Here is a 16,685-nt window from a genome sequence, read left to right on the forward strand (position 1 = left end):
TCTTTGGCATGTTCATGCATTCATAATCAATGTATGAATACTAGAGGGATCGACTGCAAAAATCGCTCCCTCTTAGGAGGTAACCCATTAGCCATTACTGCATCAGCGGTGAATCCGGCAGTTCCAGATCAACCCCTTTAACACCGGCTTCGGCCGCTAACACCTGCAAGTACTGGCGGCAAGCGCGGCGGGTCACACTTTCGCTCAGGTACTGGCGGATTTTTGGTTTTACATGCTCGTAAGGCAATGGCTGGCCATCAATGCGCTGGTCTACGCGCACAATGTGGTAGCCGTACCGGGTTTCGATCAGCTCGGAATGCAGGCCTTCCTTCAAATTCAGCACCGGGCGCTCAAACTCGTCTACAGTCTGGCCTTTACTGATCTGCCCGAGGCTACCGCTCTGGTGGCGGGATTCGCAGGCTGAATACTGCTTGGCCAGGTCATCAAACCGTGAACGACCTTCAAACAGCACTTTCAGCAACTGATCCCCTACTTCTTCCTGGCGCATAAGCTCGGCCACGTCATCCGGTGCCGCCGCCAGCAATATGTGGCTCACGGCCATTACCACCGGGCTGCAAAACCGCCTGGGATTGGCGTTAAAGAAGCGCTCGCAGTCCTGCTCTGTCGGGTCTGGAACACCCAGCTCTGATTCAAGCACTTTGGCGATACGGTCTTCTTCATCCAGCTCTTCAGGCAGTTTCAACAGCCTGGCCTGATCCAGCAGCAACTGCCTTATTACCAGGCTTTTGGCCGCGTCGTGCCAGGCCGTCGCGGCTTCTTCGGCGGGGTGATACTGCATTTCCCGCGCTATATCGTCTTCGTTGATCAGCGTGTCGCCAACGTAGACCGGCGGGAACCGGTTTCTGGGTTGTTCAGCATCACCAATAGGAATCAATTGCATGGTATTACCCTCTTCACGATGGACCTAAACCCGCTTACGCACCACTTGGTACTTGCGGCCGAAATACTCCAGTGGCACGCTTAGCATGTGCACCAGACGGGTAAACGGGAACAGCACAAAGATGGTCAGACCCAGGAAAATATGAGTCTTGTAGATCCAGTGCACACCGGCAATATGCGATGCGGCATCACCCTGGAAGGTCAGAATACCCTGCGCCCAGGACGCCAGTAGCAACATGGTGCTGCCATCCAGATGGCCCAATGTGGGGTAAATGGTCAGCATGCCCAGCGCAACCTGAACCATCAGTATCACAATGATCATATTGTCAGAGAAAGTACTGCTAGCTTGAACCCGCGGATTGGTCAGGCGGCGAACCGCCAACGCGACACCACCGATCAACGCCATGATTCCGGCGATGCCGCCCACGACAATCGCCATTACCTGTTTGGTGCCGGCGCTCATAAAGGGCTCATACACAAAGTGCGGCGTCAGCAAGCCCACGAAGTGGCCAAAGAAGATCACCAATACGCCCACGTGGAACATCACGCTGGCCCACACCATGTTTTTCTTGCTTAAAATCTGGCTGGACTGGGCGCGCCAGGTAAACTGGCTGTTATCGTAGCGGGCCCAGGTACCAACCAACATAATCAGAATGGCAATGTAAGGATAAATCCCGAACACCAGTGTATTTAAATAGGACATTGTTCTCTCCTCCTACGCGCTCAGGCGTTGCTCACCGGTTGTTGAGCCGGGCGAGGTGTGACATCCGCCATCAGCTGGTCGCTCAAGTGAATGGTCTGGGTTTGCTCCAGCTCACGGCGGCGCTGACCTATCACACCACCGGTGCTGCAGGAGCTGCCCTGATCATCCACAAACTTCACCATTTCCTCTTCCCACACTTTATCCAGCGCTTCGGGGGTGTCGTCGCGCTCTTCTGACGCCACAATTTTCGCCAGCTCTTTGCGGTCGGTTTTGCGGCCGGATAGCTCCAGTAGCGCATCCATTATTCCGTGGTACACGCTTTCACGCTGGTACAGACGCTCACCCAGCAAGCCCAGAATGTGGTGAATATCTTCCAGCCAGTTTTTGATTTCTTCCCATGGCCGGGTAGACAAATACTCCATAAACAGCGGCAGATAATCCGGCAGTTCGCGAGCATCAATCTCCAGACCGTTGGTTTTGTATTGCTCCATCAGGTCTACCATCGCCTGCCCACGATCGCGGGATTCGCCGTGCACGTGCTCGAACAACAGCAGGGAGGTAGCGCGGCCCCTGTCAAAGGTGGCTACGTAGCTTTCCTGCAAGTCCAGCAGATTGCCGTCGCAGAGCATGTCAATGCAGCGCAGCAACTGCTCTTTGTTTTTGCGCGGCAAGCGGCTGTCTTCCAGCACCGCAGCCGTCAGCTCATCGCGGCCACGCTGCAGGTCGGCGTTCGGGTATTCCAGCAACAGCGCCATCACTTTTAGAATTTTCATAATCTGCTCCTCAATCCTGCAGCTGTTTCGGGTCAACCTGCTTCACCGTGGTCAGTTTTTGCACCATGGTGGTGGTCTGGCTTTTGCCGCCGAACATGTTGAATTCACTGGTGCTGCTGCTACAGCCGTCACCAAAGCTGAAACCACAGCCGCCACGCTCGGGAAAGGCTTCTTTCGCCATTTCGCGATGACCGGTAGGAATCACGAAACGGTCTTCGTAATTGGCAATGGCCAAGTAGCGGTACATTTCATCGGCTTGGGCTTTGGTCAACCCGACTTCTTCCAGTGCCCGCAGGTCTTCCACGCCGTCTACGGTTTCAGCACGCTTGTACAAGCGCATGGCCATGATGCGTTTTAGCGCACGTACGATGGGCTTTTCGTCACCGGCGGTGAGCAGGTTAGCCAGGTACTTCACCGGAATGCGCAGGCTTTCGATTTTCGGCAGTACGCCGTCAAACTCGACCTGGCCGGCTTCGGCGGCTGACTGAATCGGGCTCAGGGGCGGCACGTACCACACCATGGGCAGGGTGCGGTATTCCGGGTGCAGCGGCAGGGCCAGTTTCCAGTCCACCGCCATTTTGTAGACCGGGCTGCGCTGGGCCGCGTCGATCACGTTCATCGGCACGCCGTCTTTGGTTGCCTGGGCAATCACTTCGGGGTCAAATGGGTCGAGGAAGATTTCCAGCTGCTTCTCGTAAAGCTCGTGCTCGCCCGGGGTGCTGGCCACTTCTTCGATGCGATCGGCGTCGTACAGCAACACACCCAGGTAGCGAATGCGGCCTACGCAGGTTTCCGAACACACGGTGGGCATACCGGCTTCAATCCGCGGATAGCAGAAGATGCACTTCTCGGATTTACCGGTTTTCCAGTTGAAGTAGATTTTCTTGTACGGGCAGCCTGATACACACATGCGCCAGCCGCGGCACTTGTCCTGGTCGATCAGCACGATGCCGTCTTCTTCCCGCTTGTAGATAGCACCGCTGGGGCAGCTGGCTACACAGGTGGGGTTCAGACAGTGCTCGCACAGGCGCGGCAGGTACATCATGAACGTGCTTTCGAACTGGCCGTAAATGTCGGCCTGAATCTGGTCGAAGTTTTTGTCCTTGCGACGCTTGGCAAACTCGGTGCCCAAGATGTCTTCCCAGTTCGGGCCCCACTCGATTTTGTCCATGCGTTTGCCGGTGATCAGCGAGCGCGGCCGTGCAACCGGCTGGTGTTTGCTGTCGCCAGCGGTGTGCAGGTGCTGATAGTCGAAATCGAACGGTTCGTAGTAGTCGTCAATTTCCGGCAGATCCGGGTTGGCGAAAATGTTCGCCAACACCCGGAACTTGCCACCGATGCGGGGGCGGATTTTACCGCTGGGGTCGCGCAGCCAGCCGCCTTTCCACTTGTCCTGGTTTTCCCACTCTTTCGGGTAGCCGATACCGGGTTTGGTTTCGACGTTGTTGAACCAGGCGTACTCCATGCCTTCACGGCTGGTCCATACGTTTTTACAGGTCACTGAACAGGTGTGGCAACCAATGCACTTGTCCAGGTTCAGCACCATGCCTACTTGGGAACGGATTTTCATTTCACACTCTCCTGAACCGTGTCGCTGCCCTCGCCATCAAGCCAGTCAACGTTCTTCATTTTGCGCACTACAACGAACTCGTCGCGGTTGGAACCCACGGTGCCGTAGTAGTTGAAGCCGTACGAGAACTGGGCATAGCCACCAATCATGTGAGTGGGCTTCGGGCACGCTCGGGTAACCGAGTTGTGAATACCACCGCGGCTGCCGGTAATTTCCGAGCCGGGAATATTCACAATGCGCTCCTGAGCGTGGTACATCATCACCATGCCCGGCATCACCCGCTGGCTAACCACCGCCCGCGCTGACAAGGAACCGTTGGCGTTGAACACTTCTATCCAGTCGTTGTCTTCCACACCTATATCGCGGGCGTCGTCTTCACTCAGCCACACAATGGGGCCGCCACGAGACAGGGTCAGCATCAGCAGGTTGTCGCTGTAGGTACTGTGTATACCCCACTTCTGGTGCGGTGTAAGGAAGTTCAACGCCTTCTCCGGGTTGCCGTTGGGCTTGGCGTTCAGCAGCGGTGCCGCCGCTTTGGTGTTGATGGGCGGGCGATACACCAGCAGGCTTTCACCAAAGGCGCGCATCCATTCGTGATCCAGGTAGAACTGCTGGCGGCCGGTCAGCGTGCGCCAGGGAATCAGCTCGTGCACGTTGGTGTAGCCGGCGCTGTAGGACACATGCTCGTCTTCCAGGCCAGACCAGGTCGGGCTGGAGATGATTTTGCGCGGCTGCGCCACTATGTCGCGGAAGCGGATTTTTTCGTCTTCTTTGTTCAGTGCCAGGTGCGTGTGATCCAGCCCGGTGAATTCAGACAGCGCAGCCCAGGCTTTCACAGCGACCTGGCCATTGGTTTCCGGAGCCAGGCTCAGAATCACTTCACAGGCATCAATGGCCGTGTCAATTTTCGGCCGACCCGTATTGGCGCCGTCAAGGTGCTTGTGGTTCAGCTCACCCAGGAACGCCACTTCTTTTTCGGTGTTCCAGTTGATGCCTTTGCCACCGTTACCCAGCTTGTCCAACAGGGGGCCAAGGGACGTAAAGCGCGCGTAAGTGTTCGGGTAATCCCGCTCAACGGTCATGAAGTTAGGCGCAGTTTTGCCCGGAATTAACTCGCACTCACCGCGCTTCCAGTCTTTTACATCAAACGGCTGGCCCAGCTCGGCGGGCGCGTCGTGCAACAACGGCACCGTAACCACGTCTTTCTCGATACCCAGGTGGCCTTCAGACGCCTTGGAGAACGCCTTGGCAATGCCTTTGTAGATTTCCCAATCACTGCGGGATTCCCACGCCGGATCCGTAGCCGCAGTCAGTGGGTGAATGAACGGGTGCATGTCTGAGGTATTCAGATCGTCTTTTTCATACCAGGTGGCGGTAGGTAGAACGATGTCGGAATACAGGCAGGTGGTGGACATGCGGAAGTCCAGCGTCACCAGCAGGTCCAGCTTGCCTTGCGGCGCTTCGTCGTGCCATTTCACTTCCTGCGGTTTGACGCCGCCATCGTGACCCAGGTCTTTGCCCTGCAAACCACTCGTCGTACCCAGCAGGTACTTCAGCATGTACTCGTGGCCCTTGCCGGAAGAACCCAACAGGTTGGAACGCCAGATGAACATATTGCGCGGGTGGTTTTCCGGGGCTTCCGGATCTTCCGAGGCAAACGCCAGTGAGCCGTCCTTCAAGGACTGAGTCACGTACGCTGGCACGTCCATACCGGCGCTTTCCGCTTCGGCGGCAATGCCCAGCGGGTTACGGTTGAACTGCGGCGCAGACGGCAACCACCCCATACGCTCGGCGCGTACGTTGTAGTCGATCAGGCTGCCACCGAATTTGGACTTGTCCGCCAGCGGCGACAAGATTTCGCTCACATCCAGTTTCTCGTAGCGCCACTGGCCAGAGTGGGCGTAGAAGAAGGATGTACCGTTCATCTGGCGTGGCGGGCGCTGCCAATCCAGGCCAAACGCCAGCGGCTGCCAGCCGGTCTGTGGGCGCAGTTTTTCCTGGCCTACATAGTGGGCCCAACCGCCACCGCTCTGGCCGACACAACCGCACATGATCAGCATATTGATCAGCGCACGGTAGTTCATGTCCATGTGGTACCAGTGATTCATACCGGCACCGACGATGATCATGGAACGGCCGTTGGTTTTGTGGGCAGTCTCGGCGAATTCACGGGCAATGCGGGTCACTTTGTGGGCGGGTACGCCGGTGATCTTTTCCTGCCAGGCAGGTGTGTACGGCTTGATCTGGTCGTAGTCGGTAGCGCCGTCGTCTTCACCCAGGCCACGGCTGATGCCGTAGTTGGCGATCATCAGGTCGTACACGGTGACGACTAAAGCTTCTTCGCCGTCTGCCAGTTCAATTTTACGGCTGCCCAGTTTGTGGGTCAGGGTGTCGCTGATTTCAACGGATTTGAAGTGTTCGTGCTTGATGCCGCCAAAGTACGGGAAGGCAACATCTACAATTTCGTCGTGCTTTTCCACCATCGACAATTGCAGATTCACGTCTTCAGTTTTGGCAGTCTGCTTCAGGTTCCACTTGCCCTTTTCGCCCCAGCGATAACCGACAGAGCCGTTAGGCGCGGTCAGCTGGTTAGTGGTTTCATCAATAGCTATGGTTTTCCATTCCGGGTTGTTTTCCTCACCCAGCCCACCCACCAGATCGCTGGCGCGCAGGAACCGGCCCGGTACGTAGCGGCCATCTTCCATTTTGTCGAGCTTCACCAGGTACGGCATGTCCGAGTAACGGCGCACGTAATCGGTGAAGTAAGGGCTGGGGTTGTCAATGTGGAACTCTTTCAGAATTACGTGGCCCATGGCCATGCCAAGAGCCGCATCCGTGCCCTGCTTGGGGTTCAGCCACTCATCAGACAACTTGGCAACTTCCGCGTAATCCGGGGTAATGGCAACGGTTTTGGTGCCTTTGTAACGCACTTCGGTAAAGAAGTGGGCATCCGGAGTACGGGTTTGTGGAACGTTGGAGCCCCAGGCAATGATGTAGCTGGAGTTGTACCAGTCTGCAGATTCAGGAACGTCGGTCTGTTCACCCCAAACCTGCGGAGAAGCCGGCGGCAAGTCGCAGTACCAGTCGTAGAAGCTCAGGTTCACGCCGCCAATCAGCGACAGATAACGGCTACCGGCCGCGTAAGAAATCATGGACATTGCGGGGATGGGCGAGAAGCCAATGATGCGATCCGGGCCATGCTTTTTGGCGGTGTAAACGTTAGCCGCACCAATCAGTTCGTTGACTTCGTTCCAGTCTGAACGCACAAAACCGCCCATACCGCGGCGGGGTTTGTACTCTGCGGTTTTCTTCGGGTCTTCGACAATGGAAGCCCAGGCGTCGACCGGGTCGTTGAACTGAATGCGGGCGGCGCGCCAGAGCTGCATCAGATGCTTACGCATCAGCGGATATTTCAGGCGGTTAGCGCTGTACATGTACCAGGAATAGCTCGCGCCACGAGGGCAACCACGGGGCTCGTGGTTCGGCAGATCCGGGCGGGTACGGGGGTAATCGGTTTGCTGGGTTTCCCAGGTGACCAGACCGTTTTTAACGTAGATTTTCCAGCTGCAAGAGCCGGTGCAGTTTACGCCGTGGGTGGAACGCACAACTTTGTCGTGCTGCCAGCGCTGGCGATAGCTGTCTTCCCAGTCACGGTTTTCGGTATGGGTTTCACCGTGGTCGCCAGAAAAGGATTCACGCTTTTTGCTGAAGTAGCTCAGCTTGTCGATCAAATGACTCATGGTCTCTCTCTCCGTTTGCCGGATCGCGTTAACGATTTGAGACTATTGTGTGACAACCTAATGCTGAAAGCAGCGTGGTTACTACCTCTTAACCAGCCCCTACCACCAGGGGGGGTAGACGGCACTCAGACTGCCCTAGGCTTTGCAGACGAGAGTATCCGGTGCTCACGTCGCCGGCTTTGTCGGGCAAACAATAAAACACAGACCGCCAGCATCACGAATAACAACATGAATACGGCAGAGCGCACATTCAGCCAGGCGTTGATGGCGGCGAATACAATGGGTAAAACGAACGCCACAGCGAACGCACCCAGCAGTAAAACTCCCGCCATGACAGCAGCCGTTTCACGACTTTCCAAAATAATCATCCGTTGCAGCGCGCCCATTGCAGCGCCGAGCGCGGCTCCCAACACGATCATCACTCCTCCTTCCCACACCCGCGGCAGAAAAAGCTCTAGATGGTAAGAGCGCCCCACACCCTGAACCGAGAGCGTCATCGGTGGGTACGACAGCACAAATAGCGCCGCCAGCGCCAACAATAAAGCCCGTATAACCACTCTACTGCTACCCAAACGATCGGCCAGCGCACCGCCGGTAATTTGTGCCAGAGCGCCCGGCACTACAAACCACAAGGCCTGATGCGCACCCAAGCCTACCGGCAGGCCCGAGCGGGCTGACAGGTAATCCGGCAACCACAAGGCCAGTGCGAAAAAACTACCGGCAATAACGGAAAAATAACCACACAAAGGCCAAACCCCTGGCGCACAGCATTTGCGCCAGGCCGCGGCATTGCTCGCAAAGGATGCGGTTTGGTCGTCGGGTTCGGTGAGCATCAGAAACAGTGCCAATATCAACAGCAGCACAATGACATAAGCCAGAGGAACGCCTTGCCAGGAGTAGGCCCGGTGCAGAAGCGGCACCAGGTAATAATTGAAACCGGCGCCGGTAATACCCGCACCAAACACACCCAACACCAGCCCCAGCCGTTGCGGTCGGCAATGAATGGTTACAAATTGCAGGCCCGCACTGTAGAAACCACCGGCCAGGCCCAAACCACCAGCGGCGAGAATATAACCAGCAAAACTATCGGCAAAGAACACCAGCGCCATACTTAACGCCAGGCCTGTGAGGCACCACAACATGACTTTTCTGGTTCCCCACATGCCCGCAAATAGTCCTGCCGGGACCGCTAGCAATGCGCTCACCGCCATCGGCATTGCCAGCAACAAGCCAAACTGAAGTTCGCTCAGCTGAAAATCGCTGCGCAGAGTCACGCCAACCACTGCAAATAGAGTCCAGCAGGCGGCCGCAATAATGAATCCAGCCAGCGCTAGTGGTAACACTATCAACAGCGATGCATAGCGCTCTTCGCCCCGTTCGTCATCCGGTTCGGTGCTGTCGGCCGATAGCTGTAAAGCTCGGATTTCGGACGGCCCTGGCCCCACACTCATGGCTTTATCCTGTTGGCAGACGTGCCTTTGAGTGTCTTACTTTGCCTGTCTGGCGGTCAAAGACTATGATGGCTTAATAACCTCGTGGGTAGCTGTCTATCCGTAAAGAGGTAGATGGCATTCATCGATACCCACTCGCCACCTAACAAATACCCTATGACCTCCAAAAGCTCACTCGTTAACCGGATTGCAATCGCCGTTAGTGCGGTGGTACTCACCGCCATTGTCAGTATGGGGGTCACCTTGGGGGTGTCACAAAGCATTGCCGGTAACGCCACCGCCATTAACCTGGCTGGCACCTTGCGTATGGGCGCGTTTCAGTTGCTGGCGCAGGTAGCGCGACTGGAAGACCAGAATACCGCCAATACGCGCCAGGCCCTGAACCAGATGATAAGCCGCTACGATCAGCGCCTGGTCCATGCTGATATTATCCAGTCATTACCACTTACAACCGATCACCCGCTGGCGCAACGCTACCGCGACGTAGTCAACCAGTGGAACTCCAGCGTTGGCCCCATGCTGGCACAACACCAGCCCGGAAACTCGCTAACCGGCTCTATGATTAACACCACCCAAAGCTACGTAGACAATGTCGATGTGCTGGTGTCTATGCTTGAAAACCGTACCGAAGCCCGTATCAGTCTGCTTCACCTGATGCAGGTGATCAGCTTGGTGTTCGCTATTCTGATTGTGTTGGCGCTGTTTCTGGACTTGAAAAACCGCGTTCTGCGGCCGCTACGAAAACTGGTCACCATTGCAGAGTCCGTCAGCAAGCAGGATTTCTCCCACAGGGCCGGGCTGAGCGGCTCTGATGAACTGGCGCAGCTAGGGGCCGCGTTTGACCAAATGACCAGCGAATTGGCGCTTACCTACTACGAACTCGAAAACAAGGTCAAAGCCAAAACCGAAGAGCTGGAGAAAAGCCACGCTGCGCTCGAATTACTGCATTCGTCCAGCCGCACTCTGTTTGCGAATCACAGCTTGTGCGATGGTGCAGTGCCCATGTTGAAGCAGCTGGAGCAGATGCTCGGCATAGGCCCTATCAATCTGTACCTGCACGACAAAGCCTCTGCAGAGCCGATTCAAGCCGTCACCACTGCCACCACAGTACGCCCATTTTACTGCCGCGATCACAGCTGTAACGCCTGCCTGGTGACCGAAGAGGAACACGACGAGCTGCCAATGCCCGGCAATGACGGCCGCCGTTTGCTGCTACCCATTCGCACCCCTGGCCAACTGCTGGGCACTCTGGAAGTCTGGTACCCGGCCTCACAGGATTTGTCCAAAACCTCACGACGGCTGTTGGAAACTCTAAGCGACCAGCTGGCCACGGCCATATTTCTGGAACGGCAAATTACCGAGGAACAGCAGCGCACGCTGGCCGAAGAACGTACCGTTATTGCCCGCGAACTTCATGACTCTTTGGCCCAGTCTTTGTCATACCTTAAAATCCAGGTTACTCGATTGCGCAGAATGAACATGGACGGCCCACAAAAAACGGGGTACGACGCGGTATTAGACGAACTAAGCACGGGGCTAAGCAGTGCCTATCGTCAGTTGCGGGAACTGTTAGCAACCTTCCGTTTGAAACTGGACACACCAGACCTTGGCGCTGCACTACGCCAGACCGTGCACGAATTTGCTGAACGCATGGCCAAACCCGTTCATCTGGAGTACAAGTTGCCCGCACAAACGCTTTCGCCGAACGAAGAAATTCACACGCTTCAAGTTGTGCGCGAAGCGCTGGCCAACGCGGTAAAGCACAGCAAAGCCGAAGCGGTGTGGGTCGACGTCAGTTTCGAGTCTCCGCAGGTTAAGGCTAAAATCCGTGACAACGGTCGCGGGCTACCCGATTCAGGTCAGCCAGAGAACCATTACGGCATGATCATTATGCAAGACCGCGCCCGCTCACTGGGCGGCCAGCTAACGGTCGCTAATCATCCGCAAGGAGGAGTGGAAGTAAGCTTGCATTTTATTCCCCACGCCAGGAATCTAATCCCGGTTAAACCGGCCAATAATCCGCAAACCGCGGATTCCAATTGACGGTTTACCCCCATAAAGAGAGAGCCATGTCTGATACACCTGCAAGCATATTGTTGATAGATGATCACCCTTTATTGCGCAAGGGCATCAAGCAACTGATCGAAATGGAACCAGATCTTGAGATAGCAGGCGAGGCCAGCAACGCGACAGACGGTGTGCGCATTGCCCTGGAACTGGAGCCAGACCTAATCCTGATGGATTTGAACATGCCGGATGTGAGCGGTATTGAAGCCTTGCGCCAGTTAAGGGCCCACAACATCAGCTCGCGCATTATTATGTTCACGGTGTCAGACCAGCAAGACGACGTGGTTGAAGCATTGCGCGCCGGTGCCGACGGCTATCTTCTAAAGGATATGGAACCGGAGGATATGATTAACCAGCTGCACCAGGCAGCCGTAGGCAAACTCGTTATTAGCGAACGCCTTACCTCCTTGCTAGCTGAAGCTCTGCGCAACAACAAACAACAACAACCTTCACGGCCAGACTTCGATAGCCTGACTCCGAGGGAAAAAGACATTCTGAAGCTCATCGCTGAAGGCCTGTCTAATAAGATGATCGGCCGCAAGCTGGACATCAGCGACGGCACCGTAAAAGTGCACGTAAAACACTTGCTGAAAAAGCTCAATTTACGCTCGCGGGTGGAAGTCGCGGTGTGGGCGGTGGAAGAGGGTCTGCACAAGAGCTGAGCTATATCAACGCGGCACGAGCCAGCCTTGGTTAATGTAGGTGTTTCCAGACGCGCCCTTAGCGGCGTGTTTGATCACCAACGGAGACACTCATGGCCCTGCACGTGCCCACTTTTTTGCCGCGTCTTTCGCTACCCGCATTTCATACGCTGCCAGGCATGTCACGCATGCAGGCCGTAAGTCAGAAATTAACCGCCAATCCGTTAATGACCAATTCGCTGGCGCTGCTGGACGAGTATCTGCCCTCGCCTTCTCCGTTATTGGCCGCTATTGATCATCGAATTCCGCTGGTGTTGAAGCAGTTGATCATCGAAGCGCCGCTGAATGGCTTGTTTGCCGAGGCCATTACCGACGGCGAGTTTGATGATTTTGAAGGGCGCAGAATTCGCCTGGAACTGAATGGCGGTCAGCCCGGTGTCACCTTTGGGTTCTGGGCGGGCAGGCTGCGCATTGTAGACGGCCCAGGTGAGGCTACCATTCGGGGTTCTCTGAGCGCTTTCAAAACTCTGGCCGAACAGGGTCAGGATCCAGACCAGCTGTTTTTCCAGCGCCGCATTGTGATTGAGGGTGACACTGAACTGGGCCTGGCACTGAAAAACCTGCTGGACAGCCTTGAGTGGAGCATCGGCGTCAGCGGCTAAGCCCGCTGATCCATACCCGGTTGACCATACCAGTAGCCGTTGCACGGCGGCGCTTCCCTCACGGTTAATGGATCGCTATAGGGTATTTCACCCCGACGTACCTGATCAAAACGCTGCACCACCTCGGCCATACCTTGGTGTTCCGGACTCAAACGCACGGTATCAACACCCATGGCGACCATATCCGGAAGCTCTCGCAACAAATCATAACGGGCGCCAGACAAGGTCGATGTGCCGTTCAGGCGAAACAGCTCCTGGGCTTCACGGGACCGCAGTTCCAAACCATCCGGATGCTGCAGGCAGCGAAATTCACAGTTGTCTTTTGGCAGGTTGTAATAGCGTGCGGTAAAGCAGCGCGACGACCAGGCCAAAGGTAAAAAACCCCAGGCAAACACTTCTGCCGGCAGATCCAGGCCTTCGGCTTTTAACTCTGCAATCAGCTCGATCAGAGTTTCACGGCCCAGCTCCACGGGCAGGCTCCATCCCTTCAAGCCCCGCTTTGCGAGCACCTTCAGCGTCGCAACGTTGTAAATGTTCAGGCCCGGCCCCGTTACGAAGGGCAGATTGTTGTTGCTGGCCAGCTGAAGCGCGCTCTGGTCATTGGCTTCAATCAGGTAATCCTGTTGGCTGCAAATGCGGCGCAGCAGGCGCAGATCAGCTTCGGATTCAATCAGGGTTTGGGTGGACAACACCACCTGCTTGCCGGCGTCTTTCAGCACGCCCGCGATTTCTAGCCAGTCGGCGAGTTTCAGTTCGCGGCGGCGGGCGCATACGGTTTCACCCAGGTACACCGTATCTACCGGCCATTCCGCAGCGTTGGCGTAGAAATCAAACACAGTTTGCCGTGACCAAAACCAAAGTACAGGGCCTAATGAGAGTTTGAGCATAGAATATTTCACCTTATTTCCATTTGCGGTGATAGGCGCCGATGGTGGTCAGTCCGCCTTCTGACAAACCTGCCAGGGTGGCATTCCAGGCCGGGTCTACCGCAAATTCAGCGGCGCTATTTTCAAGCCTGTCCAGAGCCTGGCGCCAGGTGCGGGCCACGTCGGCGATATAAGCAGGACTGCGCTGGCGGCCTTCAATTTTCACCGCGCTGATGCCCAGTTCCTGCAACTGCGGCAGCAGGTCTATGGTGTTCAGGCTGACCGGTTCTTCTATGGCATGGTAAACGCTGCCTTCTACTTCAAAGCGTCCTTTGCACAGGGTTGGGTAACCAGCGGATTCGCCCTTGCCGTAGCGGTCAATCAAGATGCCATTAAGCCGCGATTCCAATCCCTGGGAAGTTTCCTGCCAGCGCACGGCTTTGGCCGGCGAGCAGGCACCGCGGGTGTTAGGAGATTCATCGGTGATATAAGAAGACAAGTAACAGCGGCCTTCGGCCATAATACACAGGCTGCCAAAGGCGAATACTTCAAGCTCTACCGGGCTGTGCTTCGCCAGGCCGCGAATCTGGTCCAGCGATAGCACCCGCGGCAACACCGCACGGCGAATGCCAAAGTTGTCTTTATAAAAGCGTAAAGCTTCGTAGCTGGTGGCTGACCCCTGCACAGACAAATGTCTGTCTATTTGGGGGTAGCGACTGGCGGCATAATCCAACAATCCCATGTCTGCCAGTATCATCGCGTCTATGCCCAGCGTTGCGGCTCGGTCTACCGCGGCAGTCCAGGTTTTCCAGCCCTGAGGCTGAGGAAATGTGTTGATTGCACAGAACACCCGCGCGCCGTTTTTGTGGGCATACTCAATACCCTCTGCTGCGCGTTTGTCGTTAAAATTCAAACCTTTAAACTGGCGAGCATTGGTGCTGTCTTTAAAGCCAAGGTAAACCGCGTTGGCGCCGTTATCCACCGCTGCTTTAAGCGCCGGCAAGCTGCCAGCCGGACATACAAGTTCCATAAACGTCTTCCATACATAGAGTTACGAAACCATACGCCGTGCAATCTGCAGTGCATTGACCTTTGTCAGGGGTTCAGCGAATACTTCTGACTAGATACTCTGCGTACTATTACGAAACTAGAATGTTCCAGATTGCTTTAGCGGGAATCAGAACAGGCCTATCAGAGCAGAATTGCCCCGATAGACATCAGATAATACGCGAAAACCGCTGAGTGGCGCCTTCTTTGCGATAGGCATCAAAAATCTGGCAAATAGCACGAATCAGCAGCCGTCCGGCGGGCTGCACCTGAAGCACGCGGCCGTTATCTGCAATCAACTCGTCGGCTATCATCGACTTCAGGCGCGCCAGCTCATCGGCAAAATACTGGTCAAAGTCTTCGTTCCATTCGGCGGCAAATTGCTGACGGTCCAGACGGAACTGGCAGATCAGCTGGCCTATTACCCAGCGCCGCAGACGGTCGTCACGGGTCAGGTTCACGCCTTTGGTGATCGCCAGCTGGCCTGAATCTATCGCGGCCTCCCAGGATGGCAGGTCGTGGTTGTTCTGGAAGTATGCGTCATCGGTCTGGCCGATGGCCGACACACCCAGCGACACCAGATCGCAATCCGAGTGGGTGGTGTAACCCTGGAAATTGCGATGCAGGCGACCGGCGCGCTGGGCTAGCGCCAGGCTGTCATCCGGCTTGGCAAAGTGGTCCATACCGATGTATTCATAGCCGGCATCCAGCAGTCTATTAATGGTGTTGTGCAAAATGCTCAGCTTTTGCTGCGGCGTGGGCATGGTGTCACCCTTGAGCCGTGTTTGCGGGTAGAACCGCTCTGGCAGATGGGCGTAACTGAACACCGACAGCCGGTCTGGCGACATGTCGATCACTTCTTCCAGTGTTGCCGCAAAGCTGTCCGGGGTCTGATACGGCAGTCCGTAAATCAGGTCCAGGTTAATGGAACCAAAGCCCAGGCGGCGCGCTTCATCCAACACCCCGCGGGTCATTTCCTTAGGCTGTATGCGGTTGACCGCTTTTTGCACCTGGGGATTTACATCCTGCACGCCCAGGCTGATGCGGTTAAAGCCCAACTCCCACAGGGTGGACAAGGTGTCTTGGTCAACTTCCCGCGGGTCGATTTCAATACTGTAGTCGTGGCTGCCATCGGTTTGCAGATTGAACAGTTCGCCGTAGCCGTGCATCAATTCGCGCATCACATCGCGGGGCAGGAACGTTGGCGTTCCGCCGCCCAGGTGCAACTGTTTCACCGGCCGGTCTGCACCGAACAATTCGGCTTGCATGGCCGCTTCTTTCAGCAGGCGTTGCACATAAGGCTGGGCATTATTACGCTTTTTGGTGATCACTTTGTTGCACGCGCAGTAGTAGCACAGATGCGCACAAAACGGGATGTGGGTGTACAACGACAGCGGTCGGCCGGTGGCCTTGCTGCGTGCGGCCGCCTGCACCATATCGTTAATCGGATACGTCTGATTGAATTCCACCGCCGTAGGGTAAGAGGTATAGCGCGGGCCGCTCAGATCGTAGCGGCGAATCAGCGCGTCATCCCAGGTAAACTCGGGCAGAATAATGGTGTCAGAAGACGGAACTGCGGTTGTGGAAGCCATAATTAAAAACTCTGGGCGCCTTGAATATGGAGCAGGCTGTAAACCGGCATCGTAACCGTGTTTCAGCGCAGCCATCTTGATTCGAATCATCTGTGAACCAGGCAACAGTATATCAAGGCAGATCTAACACAGCTGTTGCGCTTGTTGCGTATATTGTCTACTCCTTTTGGGACAATCACCCTGTCAGGAAACCCGATGCGATGAAAATTGGTGAGGTATCCGGGCACGCATCCGTTCCCGTCGAAACGATTCGCTACTATGAAAAAATCGGTTTGCTGCTAAAGCCGGATCGAGACGCCAGCGGTTACCGTGTTTATCGTAACGCACACTTGAACCGTCTTTTGTTCATCAAGCGCTGTCGTAACCTTGATATGACTCAGGACGAAATCCGCGAGTTAATTCGGCTGTCCGAAAATCCCGAAGCAGACTGCCATGAAGTTGACGCCCTTCTGGCCCGACATTTGAGCCACGTGCGCGACCGGTTGAATGAACTCGCGAATCTTGAAACGGCTCTGCAGCAACTGCAACAGGCCTGCTCAAAGACAGGCACCGTTGAGCAGTGCGGCATTATGGGGGGCCTGAGTTCAGAGCTGGGCGACCTGTCTGGCAACAACACAGACCAGCCCAATCACGTGCCCGGAACCCACAAACCGGGTAACCACTAAAAATTTGC

The 16,685-nt window shown here is 55.8% G+C and carries 13 protein-coding genes; 4 read left to right on the top strand and 9 right to left on the bottom strand.

Annotated features, from left to right (window positions below; translation table 11 throughout):
- Positions 1-94 precede the first annotated feature (94 nt).
- From A3OI_RS0111895 to A3OI_RS0111920, 6 genes are all read right to left on the bottom strand, one after another.
- The gene (locus A3OI_RS0111895) at positions 95-901 is read right to left on the bottom strand and encodes a peptidylprolyl isomerase (RefSeq protein WP_018404491.1); all 807 of its coding nucleotides are present in this window, start codon (positions 899-901) and stop codon (positions 95-97) included.
- Positions 902-925: 24 nt separating this feature from the next.
- Complete coding sequence (narI, locus tag A3OI_RS0111900; protein ID WP_018404492.1) at positions 926-1,603, bottom strand: respiratory nitrate reductase subunit gamma; 678 nt, start codon at positions 1,601-1,603, stop codon at positions 926-928.
- A gap of 20 nt (positions 1,604-1,623) precedes the next feature.
- On the bottom strand, positions 1,624-2,376 hold the full coding sequence (narJ, locus tag A3OI_RS0111905; RefSeq protein WP_018404493.1) for a nitrate reductase molybdenum cofactor assembly chaperone: 753 nt from the start codon (positions 2,374-2,376) through the stop codon (positions 1,624-1,626).
- 10 nt (positions 2,377-2,386) lie between these two features.
- Entirely contained in the window at positions 2,387-3,946 is a 1,560-nt protein-coding gene (gene narH, locus A3OI_RS0111910) for a nitrate reductase subunit beta (RefSeq protein ID WP_018404494.1), read from the bottom strand.
- The gene (locus tag A3OI_RS0111915) at positions 3,943-7,686 is read right to left on the bottom strand and encodes a nitrate reductase subunit alpha (RefSeq protein ID WP_018404495.1); all 3,744 of its coding nucleotides are present in this window, start codon (positions 7,684-7,686) and stop codon (positions 3,943-3,945) included. Before A3OI_RS0111915 ends, narH begins: the two co-directional genes overlap by 4 nt.
- A gap of 125 nt (positions 7,687-7,811) precedes the next feature.
- Positions 7,812-9,137 (bottom strand): MFS transporter, encoded by a 1,326-nt coding sequence (locus A3OI_RS0111920; RefSeq protein ID WP_018404496.1) that lies wholly within the window; start codon positions 9,135-9,137, stop codon positions 7,812-7,814.
- Between the two features lie 156 nt (positions 9,138-9,293).
- Here A3OI_RS0111920 and A3OI_RS0111925 point away from each other — a divergent pair, with 156 nt between their 5' ends.
- The 3 genes from A3OI_RS0111925 (at position 9,294) to ubiT (ending at position 12,507) form a co-directional block, all read left to right on the top strand.
- Complete coding sequence (locus tag A3OI_RS0111925) at positions 9,294-11,180, top strand: histidine kinase (protein WP_026224167.1); 1,887 nt, start codon at positions 9,294-9,296, stop codon at positions 11,178-11,180.
- A gap of 26 nt (positions 11,181-11,206) precedes the next feature.
- A complete protein-coding gene (gene narL / locus A3OI_RS0111930; RefSeq protein WP_018404498.1) occupies positions 11,207-11,866 on the top strand; it encodes a two-component system response regulator NarL in 660 nt (219 codons plus the stop codon).
- Positions 11,867-11,958: 92 nt separating this feature from the next.
- Positions 11,959-12,507, top strand: a complete 549-nt coding sequence (gene ubiT / locus A3OI_RS0111935; RefSeq protein ID WP_018404499.1) for a ubiquinone anaerobic biosynthesis accessory factor UbiT — start codon at positions 11,959-11,961, stop codon at positions 12,505-12,507.
- Here the strand turns inward: ubiT and A3OI_RS0111940 are convergent.
- The 3 genes from A3OI_RS0111940 to hemN all read right to left on the bottom strand — a co-directional run bounded on the left by A3OI_RS0111940 (position 12,504) and on the right by hemN (position 16,012).
- Positions 12,504-13,394 (bottom strand): U32 family peptidase, encoded by an 891-nt coding sequence (locus A3OI_RS0111940; protein WP_026224168.1) that lies wholly within the window; start codon positions 13,392-13,394, stop codon positions 12,504-12,506. The genes ubiT and A3OI_RS0111940 overlap by 4 nt on opposite strands.
- Before the next feature lie 13 nt (positions 13,395-13,407).
- The gene (ubiU, locus tag A3OI_RS0111945; protein ID WP_018404501.1) at positions 13,408-14,403 is read right to left on the bottom strand and encodes a ubiquinone anaerobic biosynthesis protein UbiU; all 996 of its coding nucleotides are present in this window, start codon (positions 14,401-14,403) and stop codon (positions 13,408-13,410) included.
- Positions 14,404-14,590: 187 nt separating this feature from the next.
- On the bottom strand, positions 14,591-16,012 hold the full coding sequence (hemN, locus tag A3OI_RS0111950; protein WP_026224169.1) for an oxygen-independent coproporphyrinogen III oxidase: 1,422 nt from the start codon (positions 16,010-16,012) through the stop codon (positions 14,591-14,593).
- A gap of 200 nt (positions 16,013-16,212) precedes the next feature.
- Between hemN and cadR the strand changes: the two genes are divergently transcribed.
- Entirely contained in the window at positions 16,213-16,677 is a 465-nt protein-coding gene (cadR, locus tag A3OI_RS0111955; protein ID WP_018404503.1) for a Cd(II)/Pb(II)-responsive transcriptional regulator, read from the top strand.
- The last annotated feature ends 8 nt before the right edge of the window (positions 16,678-16,685 follow it).

It is taken from the genome of Marinobacter gelidimuriae (assembly GCF_000372805.1).
GTDB classification, from domain to species: Bacteria; Pseudomonadota; Gammaproteobacteria; order Pseudomonadales; family Oleiphilaceae; genus Marinobacter; species Marinobacter gelidimuriae.

Excerpts from the sequence above, each read along its gene's own strand:
- narI (WP_018404492.1), bottom strand. The coding sequence starts at position 1,603 with ATGTCCTATTTAAATACACTGGTGTTCGGGATTTATCCTTACATTGCC.
- A3OI_RS0111925 (WP_026224167.1), top strand. The coding sequence starts at position 9,294 with ATGACCTCCAAAAGCTCACTCGTTAACCGGATTGCAATCGCCGTTAGT.
- narH (WP_018404494.1), bottom strand. The coding sequence starts at position 3,946 with ATGAAAATCCGTTCCCAAGTAGGCATGGTGCTGAACCTGGACAAGTGC.
- A3OI_RS0111940 (WP_026224168.1), bottom strand. The coding sequence starts at position 13,394 with ATGCTCAAACTCTCATTAGGCCCTGTACTTTGGTTTTGGTCACGGCAA.
- cadR (WP_018404503.1), top strand. The coding sequence starts at position 16,213 with ATGAAAATTGGTGAGGTATCCGGGCACGCATCCGTTCCCGTCGAAACG.
- A3OI_RS0111915 (WP_018404495.1), bottom strand. The coding sequence starts at position 7,686 with ATGAGTCATTTGATCGACAAGCTGAGCTACTTCAGCAAAAAGCGTGAA.
- ubiT (WP_018404499.1), top strand. The coding sequence starts at position 11,959 with ATGGCCCTGCACGTGCCCACTTTTTTGCCGCGTCTTTCGCTACCCGCA.
- A3OI_RS0111895 (WP_018404491.1), bottom strand. The coding sequence starts at position 901 with ATGCAATTGATTCCTATTGGTGATGCTGAACAACCCAGAAACCGGTTC.
- A3OI_RS0111920 (WP_018404496.1), bottom strand. The coding sequence starts at position 9,137 with ATGAGTGTGGGGCCAGGGCCGTCCGAAATCCGAGCTTTACAGCTATCG.
- ubiU (WP_018404501.1), bottom strand. The coding sequence starts at position 14,403 with ATGGAACTTGTATGTCCGGCTGGCAGCTTGCCGGCGCTTAAAGCAGCG.
- narL (WP_018404498.1), top strand. The coding sequence starts at position 11,207 with ATGTCTGATACACCTGCAAGCATATTGTTGATAGATGATCACCCTTTA.
- hemN (WP_026224169.1), bottom strand. The coding sequence starts at position 16,012 with ATGGCTTCCACAACCGCAGTTCCGTCTTCTGACACCATTATTCTGCCC.
- narJ (WP_018404493.1), bottom strand. The coding sequence starts at position 2,376 with ATGAAAATTCTAAAAGTGATGGCGCTGTTGCTGGAATACCCGAACGCC.